The sequence below is a fragment of the Proteobacteria bacterium CG1_02_64_396 genome, from assembly GCA_001872725.1.
In the GTDB taxonomy this organism is placed as follows: Bacteria; Pseudomonadota; MNWR01; order CG1-02-64-396; family CG1-02-64-396; genus CG1-02-64-396.
This window is the reverse complement of record MNWR01000019.1, coordinates 1-8,400: the sequence shown is the minus strand read 5'-3', so window position 1 is coordinate 8,400 and position 8,400 is coordinate 1. Positions and strand designations below refer to the sequence as shown.

Sequence of the window (8,400 nt, the reverse complement as noted above, 5' to 3'; positions counted from 1 at the left end):
AACAACAGATTCTCATCAGCATGGACGGACGGGGCCGGGCGCTGGACAACGTCTTCATCGAACGTTTGTGGCGCACGGTGAAGTACGAAGAGATCTACCTGTACGACCATGCCGATGGGGTGGCGCTGCACCAGGGGCTCGACCGCTACTTCCGGTTTTACAACACCGAGCGCCCCCACAGTGCCCTCGGCGGCAAGACCCCAGAACAGGTCCATCAAACCCACGGCGGAACCACCCACCGCCACTAACCGTTTACAAATTTTCGCCCCCAAACTGTCCAAGGAGTGGGGTCCACCCCACTGGGTCGGTCTCATAGTCTTCGCCTCCTCAAGAATTTCCGACCCCCATGAGATGCCTATGTCCCCCACCCAGGTCTACCTGATCGTCACCCTCTCCGCCTTTTTCTGGGGCGCCAACTTTGTCTTGATTGTGCCGGTCCTGGCCGACCTTGATCCCCTCTGGGGGGCGGCGCTCCGGTTTGTCGTGGGGGCGGCATTGATGCTGGGGCTGGTCGCTTACCGGCGCGAGGCGCTGCTGGCCCCGATTCCCCGCCATGCCGGGGCCTACGCCGTGTTGGGCAGCGTCGGCATCGCCGGCTTCAACCTGCTCTTTTTCTGGGCGATGCAGAGCACCTCCCCCACCAATGCGGCGCTCATCATGGCGACCAATCCCCTGATGACCGCCCTGATGGCGGCGCTGCTGGTGGGGGAGCGTCCAACCACGGCGCAGCTGCTCGCCATCCCGGTCGCCTTCGCGGGGGTGGTTGTGGTGATTTCGGGGGGAGACCTACGCTTGTTGGCCCACCTGAACATCGTCCAGGGGGATGGATTGATGCTGCTCGCCAACCTCTTTTGGGCCGCCTACAACGCCCTGGGCAAGCGGCTGATGCCCCCTGGATCGCAGGTGGTCAACACCACCTGGGTGATGCTGGTTGGGGCAGGGCTGTTGCTGGCGGTGGCGGTCGGCAGCGGCGCGCCGCTGGCCATGCCGGGGTTGCAGGCAGCCCTGGCCCTGGCGGGGATGGCGGTGGGGGGAACGGTTCTGGCCTACCTGTTTTGGAACACCGGTATCGCCCATCTTGGGGCGGGCCGTACCGCGTTGTTCCTCAATTTGGTGCCGGTGTTTGCCATGACCATCGAGGCGGGACTGGGGCACCTGCCCAGCGGATCGCAATTGCTGGGAGGGGCGGTGGTGATCGCCGGGGTCGGCATCGCCATGATGCCGGGGCGAAAGGCTCGGGTGGCCTAACCCCCGTGGGTGGGAACCGCCCGTGCGGCGTAGGCCCCTCGCCCCGGATGGGCGCCCCCCGGCGGTTAGGATACGCATTGTTGAAGAGGCTCTACCCCCGGAAAGGTGGATGCGCTGTGCTTATCCACCCTTTGAATGGGGCGGCGGGGTCGGGTTGATTCTGGGGTTGTCTGCGGCGCCCCGGAATGACGCCTTCGGTGGGAGTAAGTCACCTGGAATGGGCCGTATTGCCTCTTCTTAATCGCGGTCGGGGACCGCGCCTACATAAACCCACACCCTTGCAGTCGCCTGCGCATCGTTGTTGCGGACCGAGGACCAACCTCGGCAGAGCGCCCCCCCAAAAAACCGCCCCCTCCCCAAGGACGACGCGTCAATCCCCCACGCACCTTGCCCGATCCTAAAAAGTGGGCTACAGAATGCTCATTCGTTGCACCGACTTGAGATTGAAACAAAGGAGCGAGGATGAAACGGTCACATCGAAGCGTACTGAGTACGACGGTCATGGTGGGGGTGGGGTTTGCCGCCTGCGTGGCTCAAGCGGGCGAGCCCTGGGTTCGGGTCTACACCGACAACTTCCAGTATCAAGATCAGCCCAAGAACAACACCACCTTCAACACCTGGCTCTGGCGCGAGGACGCTACCGGGACCCACACCTTCAATGTCACCGATGAACCCGGCTGCAGCACCGACAAACCCTGCGTTACGTTGACCGCCATGCCAGACCCGACCACCCCCACCCCCTACATCAACGGAGAGATGTACAACAACGCCTGCGCGCGGCAGGGGATCGGTCAACCCGAGCCACAAGCCTTCGACCGGCTGCCCGACGCGGCCAATCCCTTGGTGCAAACGCCGAAAAACCCCCTGGAGATCTACGCCCGACTCCAGCAGCACTGCTCCACCCCCTATCCGTATCGTGACAACGGCCTCCCCACCACCCCTTATGCCTGGGACAGTTGGAACACCACCACCCCGGTTCATCAAGATGTTAACCCGCTGGCCTACCTCACCCAGGAACCCGATTGGGAGTGGTACCCCGACCTGGCCTTCAACACCCCCTACCTGGCCGACGCCACGGTCTCGCAACGCGTTACGATGGAGATCAAAGCGCAGGGCGAGGAGGGGGGCAGCCGGGGATGGGGGTTCTGGAATACCTTGATGGATCCCTACGACATGCAGTTCGCCTGGTTCATGGAGATCGCCCACCCGGCGACCGATACCACCCACGCCAGCAACGACATGCTGATGATGACGGTGCGGGGCGGCGCCGGAAAACAGGGGGGATATTGCGTCACGCCGATCACCAAGGTCGTACCCAATTACAACGTGGGCGATTGGCACCGCTATCAGGTCGCCTGGCATGACGGCGCGGTCGAGTACTCCATGGATGGCATCATGTTGACCCGCCATACCCAGTACGTGCCCAACCAGGCCATGGCCTTCCACAACTGGGCCGACAACCGCAATTACAGCAACACTGGACCGGCCAACTTTGCGTTGGCGCAGCCCAAGTCCAACCTGATCCGCAGTTTCGCGATCGACGAGCAGCACCGCTCGGCGATCCGGGTACAGCAACCGGGAATCGCGGGCGAGGGGACAAGTTGCGGATCGTTCGATCTACCCACTCAGACCCAACTCAAAAAGGATGGCGCCGGGCTGCTGAACATCATCAAAAAGATCTTGAACGACCACTATTGAGGCGGAGCCGGATGTGTGGCGTCCACGGCAGGGGGTCGGTTTACGACCCCCGGACCGAGACCGAGGGGGGCTGGCCGGGGGCGGTTGCGCTGGTGGGTAGGGCCAGAGGGCGGGGCAGGCGGATCAAGGCCAGCGCCTGATCGATGCAGGCTTGGCGGGTGTCGTCGTGCAGATCTTTCAACCAGCGGGGGGGGATGGCGTCGCAGCCGTAGCACGCCCCGGCCAGCATTCCGGCAATCGCCCCGGTGGTGTCGGCATCCCCTCCACGGTTGACCACATCGACCAGACACTCCTCGAAGGTGTCGGTATCGAAGAAGGCCTGAAAGACGGCGCGCAGGGTATGAACGATGTAGCCGTCGGGGTTTTGCTCGGTGCGTCCGCGAAAACGAAACGTCGGGTACTGCTCGACCAGATCCTTCACCGGGCCGTGGATCAAACCGTTTTTCTCAACCCCTGCAATCAACTGCTGAATCATCCGGTTGACACACTCGGTCCCGGCATCCGACTCGGCGTCGGGATGGGTCAGGTGACCCTGGGCGCGGGAGGCATCGACCATCCGTTCGTCGGACGAACCAAAGGTCGCCAGCGCCACCGGCAGGGTACGCATGCAGGCGCCGTTGCCCCCCAACATGGCACCGCCGGGCGCCTTAACCTCTGCGGTGCGGCGAAAATGAAGGATCCCCCGGCGCACGGTGTTGCCAATGTCGACCGGCTTGCCCCGCATCCAAGCATCGAACGCCTCCCCCACCGCCTGCGCCTCAACCCGACCCTTGTCGAGAATCGCCCCCCCCAGGGCCAGCGCCATGGTGGTGTCGTCGGTGACCCGCCCCTTGGGCAGTTTGAGCCATCCTCCCCCTTGAATCTGGTCGTGGGTGCCGTGTTTGGCGGCGATCTCGCGCGGGGTCATGAACTCCACCGTCGCCCCCAATGCGTCGCCAATCGCCAAGCCAAGATAGGCGGCGACAGCGCGATCCTCGGTGGTGTTGCGAATGCCGGGTCTCATGGGGGCTCCTGGACGACAAAAACAATCAATTGGAAGCGGATAAAAGGTGCTTTGGCCGACGACAGGGGCAAATGGGTAGGGCCGGAAACCCGATGCCCCTGTGCCAATCGACGGTTTAAGGGATTCTTAAAAAGTCGCCCCAACCCAGACCCACCGAACCACCCCGCCTGTGGGAGGTGACTTCTGTCGCCGAAGCGAAGCTGCGTTGGGCGGCCGGGGAATGGTTGGAATGAAGGTACCGGGCTACCCCTTCATTCGCGGACAGAAGTCCGCTCCCACAAAAACCCGCCCCCCCCAACCCAGATTTACTGGACGTCGCACCCTCTTCCGACCTGCGCTTTCCGATTACTCCTCCGGCCCAAAGCAGACCGAAAAATCGGCGCAGGCGGCGCAGCTCGGACTCTTGCAGATCAAAACCTCTTCCTGCTCGCAAAGCTGGCGGTAGAGGAATTTCTTCCACTTCATATCTTTGTCGTTGCGGGCGGCCACCTGGGGAAAGTGGCGGTTCATCAAAGTCGACAGATCGCTGCGCGACCATAGACCCAGGTCTTGCCACAGGTGGTCCGACCCCAGGCAACCCCGAGCGACCACGGTCGCCATCCACCCCGAAGCGATCCCCTCCCCCTCCCGCCCCGAAAGCAGCAAATCGACAAGATCGTCGTATTCGAAAGCGCCATTGAGGGTGGGGGCATCGCGGGTCGCCAGGGGCGATTCGGGCAGGTCGGCGTGGGGGAGCAGGGTTTGGTTGAGGCGGGCGAAATCGGCGGGGGCAAGCCCCAACCGTTCCGGCAACACCCCCCAACCGCCGAGCCACGAGGCGATCAGGCGGACCCAAACCTCTTGCTCGGGCGAGAGCAAATCGCCGCCGCCGAGCTGGCGGTAGATCGAGAGGACTTCAGGGTCTTCCCAGGGGACACCGGGGGTGCCGGGGGCACCTTTTTGGGTTTCTGTTCGTGCAGCGCAGGAAACGGCGGGGCCGGGGCGGGCGTTCGTTCCCCTCAGCTCCACCCCGTCCTGCGACAGATGGGGCTCTGGGGTGGGGATCGCATGGTCCAACACCCCCGACCCCGCAACATCGACCCGTTTCAACGCAGCGCTCATGACGACTCCTTCACCGCGCACCCGTGCCCCTTGTCGGCATGGGGGTGGGCGCAGGCCTCGATGTCGCCGCTGCCGGGGTCGGCGTTTAAATCCAGGCCGATCCACCGTTCCACCGCCTTGGGATCGAAGCCGACACGACAGCGCCCCTCGGCCTCCATTAAAGGACGGCGGATCAAGAGCGGCTCGGCGATCAGCCATTCGAGGGCCTGATCGGCACTTAAATTTTCGGGCACCACCTCCCCCGATTTCACCTTGGGGGCGGCGCGATTGAACCACTCGGGGATCGGCAGTCCGTGCAAAAAGGGGCGCAACCGGGCTTCGCTCCAGCGTTCGGTCAACAGGTTGCGGGCCAATACGATGTGGCCGCTGGCCTCAAGCCACCGTTTTTGCCGGATGTTGTTGCGACAACCCGGTTTTTCGAAGAAGCGGATGACGGCCATACACACCTCGCATCCAGGGGGGATGCACCGAAAGCCTGGGTTCAAAACCTTTGGGACCGGCCGGGGTTGATCGCGCCACCCTTCGACGGGCTCAGGGTGAGCAGAAATGCATCAGAGGGGCTACCACCGAGCGATCATCCAAAACCCGCTCACCCCCCGCCGCACCAACTCAGCCAATCAAAACCAACCAAAACCCCTTACCGCGCCTGAATCTCGGCCATCGCCTCGGCCAGTTTCTCGGGGGGAATGCCGGTCAGCGATCCAGCGGGGTTCACCTGGGTGCCATCGCTGAACAAGATCGCCCCCTCAATGGGGCAAATGCTGGCGCACTGGGGTTCGGCAAAGTCGCCGTCGCACTCGGTGCACTTGTCGGCCTGAATCAAAAAATGGGGACTCGCCTCGACGATGGCGTCGCTCGGACAGACCGGCTCGCAGGCGAAGCAATTGACGCAGGTTTCGATGATCGACAGCGCCATCATGAACCTCTCTTTCAGTTGGATGCGCCGGGGGGTGGCGCTGGCGGGTGACACTGCAAATCCCCCCACCCCCCCTTTTGCAAAGAGGGGGGACGAACGTCGAGCAGGTGGGGCGACCCTCCCCGTTCAAAAAGGCGGGGCCAAAAAATTCCCCCCTTTGAAAAGAGGGGGTCGGGGGGGATTTCCCAACCGCTCCACCCGCCCCACAACTCAACCTGCCGCCTGAACACTGCGCTTGGGCGCGGCCTCAAGCTTTCCCGCAACCTTCATCTCGGCGTACACCGCCGCCACGGCAGATTCGATCTCCTCCATGGCGTGGCCACCGTCGGGTTGGATCCCCGCCTCCTCCAACTGCCCCCAAGGCTCGAAACCGATCTTGGCGCACAGCACCGCTTCGCATCCTTCGAGGGTGCGGATGGTCTTGCTCAGCACGCTCTCGCCGTCGCCGCAGGTGTCGTCGCCGCTGCAATACAGGTCGACCTTGCGGTGACCGATGAAGCGCACGCCGCGGGACGATGCCTCGTAAATCAAGAACTCGCGGGCATGGCCGAAGTGTTCGTTGATGACCCCGCCCCCCTTGGTGGCGACCGCCATCAGCACGGGCCGGGTTTTCGGGGCGATGGCGATGCTGGCCAGCGACACCGTCGCGGTGGCCTGGGGTTTGGATTTTTCGGCCAGCTTTTGCTCGATGGCGGCGTGGACCCGAGCCCGTTGTTCCATCGCGGCGGGGTAGTCGATCTCCATCGTCTCAAGCTTGTCGAGAGTGAACTCGTCGCCGCGATCCTCGCCCAGCATCCCAACCGCATCGGCCCGGCACTGACGGCAGTGGCGCATCATCGCCATGTCGCCCGCGCACTCGTCTTGCAACGCTTGCAGCTCGGCGGCCGAGGGACCGCGTTGCCCCATGACCCCAAAGAAGGTGCCGTGTTCGGCCTCGGCGATCAGCGGCATGACGTTGTGCAAAAAAGCCCCTTTGGCTTTGACAACCTTGCTGACCTCTTTGAGGTGCTGGTCGTTGACGCCGGGGATCATCACCGAGTTGACCTTCACCAAAATCCCCTTGGCCACGAGCATCTCAAGCCCCTTCTGCTGCTGCTCGATCAAGATCTTGGCGGCCTTCACCCCGCGAATGCGCCGGTTGTTCCAGTAGATCCAGGGGTAGATCTTGGCCCCCACCTCGGGATCGACGCAGTTGATGGTGATGGTGACGTGGTCGATGTTGTGCTGGGCCAGCTCCTCGACGTGTTTGGGCAGATCCAAACCGTTGGTCGAGACGCACAGCTTGATGTCGGGGGCCTGCTCGCTGAGGGCGCGGAAGGTTTCGAAGGTGCGCTCGGGGTTGGCCAGCGGATCGCCGGGACCGGCGATGCCCAGCACCGTCATCTGGGGGATGTTGGCCGCCACCGCCAGGGTTTTTTTGATCGCCTGGGCGGGGGTCAAAAGTTCGGAGACCACGCCGGGGCGCGATTCGTTGGCGCAGTCGTATTTGCGGTTGCAGTAGTGACATTGAATGTTGCAGGCGGGGGCCACCGCCACGTGCATCCGGGCGTAGTAGTGATGGGCCTGCTCGGAATAACAGGGGTGGTTGTGCACCTTGGCCCGGATCGCCTCGGGCAGGTGGCTCAGCGCGTCGTTTGAGCTGCCGCAGCCTGAAGCGGCGCACCCTTTTGAGGGCTCATTGGCGCAATCGTCTTGGCCCAACACCTTAAGTTCGATCATCGCTTCCTCCCGGACGGTGGCGATGGCATATGCCGTGGTGGTATCGCTTCAGCCGGGGATTAGCAGGGGGCGTGCCGGGTGTGAAAGATCCGTCTAACCAATTGAATTCAATATGGTTCTACGGATAACTTCCGTCGTGGGACGATGTTGGAGATGGGACTTGGGGTGAGGGATTGTCGGGAAGGCGACAGAGGGGGCATCCACGGTTTCTTGCTGGATGCGGAAGGTGGCGGTTAGATTGCCGGAGCAGCGTCGGCGCAGAGTCGAAAGGGGCTGGTCGGGATCTGGTAGCCCCCCTGCGTTAGGGAAACGCCGATTAAAGGCTCCTGCCTTGAATCAGCGCGCTACGCAAAAACCAAAAGTAGGCGCCATGAGGCGGCGGCGTTTTTGCTTCGCTTGCAAAATCACCAGGGTTTCAGCGACTTAGGTCGCCTCCTACGTTCCTGATTTTGGCGAGCCATCCCTGGGTCGCTCGCAAGCGCTATTCAATCAGCGCTTCCCTAGGAGTCTGTCGGGCTTGAGCGTCCGTAGCGAGCCGAGTGGGGAATCGAGGCCAAATTTTCACGGTTTTGAGGATCATAGTGGTGGCTATGTGACGAAAAACCGGGGGAATTTGGACCGATTATCCGCCGGCGCACGACTGCATGGATGCAGGAGGTAGAGCAATGCAGGAGCAATTGCCGAGTAGGACGATCTCAAGTCCGACAGACTCCTA

7 protein-coding genes and 1 pseudogene are annotated in these 8,400 nt (G+C 62.8%); 3 read left to right on the top strand and 5 right to left on the bottom strand.

The window, feature by feature from the left end; all coding sequences use genetic code 11:
• The 3 genes and pseudogenes from AUJ55_02255 (at position 1) to AUJ55_02245 (ending at position 2,946) form a co-directional block, all read left to right on the top strand.
• Positions 1 to 248, top strand: a pseudogene (locus AUJ55_02255) (hypothetical protein).
• Positions 249 to 357: 109 nt separating this feature from the next.
• Entirely contained in the window at positions 358 to 1,248 is an 891-nt protein-coding gene (locus AUJ55_02250; protein ID OIO60232.1) for a multidrug DMT transporter permease, read from the top strand.
• 501 nt (positions 1,249 to 1,749) lie between these two features.
• Complete coding sequence (locus AUJ55_02245) at positions 1,750 to 2,946, top strand: hypothetical protein (GenBank protein OIO60231.1); 1,197 nt, start codon at positions 1,750 to 1,752, stop codon at positions 2,944 to 2,946.
• Positions 2,947 to 2,986: 40 nt separating this feature from the next.
• Here the strand turns inward: AUJ55_02245 and AUJ55_02240 are convergent, their stop codons facing one another.
• From AUJ55_02240 to AUJ55_02220, 5 genes are all read right to left on the bottom strand, one after another.
• The gene (locus AUJ55_02240; protein OIO60230.1) at positions 2,987 to 3,949 is read right to left on the bottom strand and encodes an ADP-ribosyl-[dinitrogen reductase] hydrolase; all 963 of its coding nucleotides are present in this window, start codon (positions 3,947 to 3,949) and stop codon (positions 2,987 to 2,989) included.
• Positions 3,950 to 4,294: 345 nt separating this feature from the next.
• Positions 4,295 to 4,834 carry a hypothetical protein gene (locus AUJ55_02235; protein ID OIO60235.1) on the bottom strand — a complete coding sequence of 180 codons (540 nt, stop codon included), beginning with the start codon at positions 4,832 to 4,834 and terminating at the stop codon, positions 4,295 to 4,297.
• Positions 4,835 to 5,046: 212 nt separating this feature from the next.
• The gene (locus AUJ55_02230; GenBank protein ID OIO60229.1) at positions 5,047 to 5,490 is read right to left on the bottom strand and encodes a hypothetical protein; all 444 of its coding nucleotides are present in this window, start codon (positions 5,488 to 5,490) and stop codon (positions 5,047 to 5,049) included.
• A 197-nt stretch (positions 5,491 to 5,687) separates the two neighbouring features.
• The gene (locus AUJ55_02225; GenBank protein OIO60234.1) at positions 5,688 to 5,966 is read right to left on the bottom strand and encodes a ferredoxin; all 279 of its coding nucleotides are present in this window, start codon (positions 5,964 to 5,966) and stop codon (positions 5,688 to 5,690) included.
• A gap of 210 nt (positions 5,967 to 6,176) precedes the next feature.
• Positions 6,177 to 7,682 (bottom strand): nitrogenase cofactor biosynthesis protein NifB, encoded by a 1,506-nt coding sequence (locus AUJ55_02220; GenBank protein OIO60233.1) that lies wholly within the window; start codon positions 7,680 to 7,682, stop codon positions 6,177 to 6,179.
• Between the last annotated feature and the right edge of the window lie 718 nt (positions 7,683 to 8,400).

Coding starts and splice junctions, on each gene's coding strand:
- AUJ55_02230 (OIO60229.1), bottom strand. CDS start 5,490: ATGGCCGTCATCCGCTTCTTCGAAAAACCGGGTTGTCGCAACAACATC.
- AUJ55_02250 (OIO60232.1), top strand. CDS start 358: ATGTCCCCCACCCAGGTCTACCTGATCGTCACCCTCTCCGCCTTTTTC.
- AUJ55_02225 (OIO60234.1), bottom strand. CDS start 5,966: ATGGCGCTGTCGATCATCGAAACCTGCGTCAATTGCTTCGCCTGCGAG.
- AUJ55_02240 (OIO60230.1), bottom strand. CDS start 3,949: ATGAGACCCGGCATTCGCAACACCACCGAGGATCGCGCTGTCGCCGCC.
- AUJ55_02245 (OIO60231.1), top strand. CDS start 1,750: ATGGTGGGGGTGGGGTTTGCCGCCTGCGTGGCTCAAGCGGGCGAGCCC.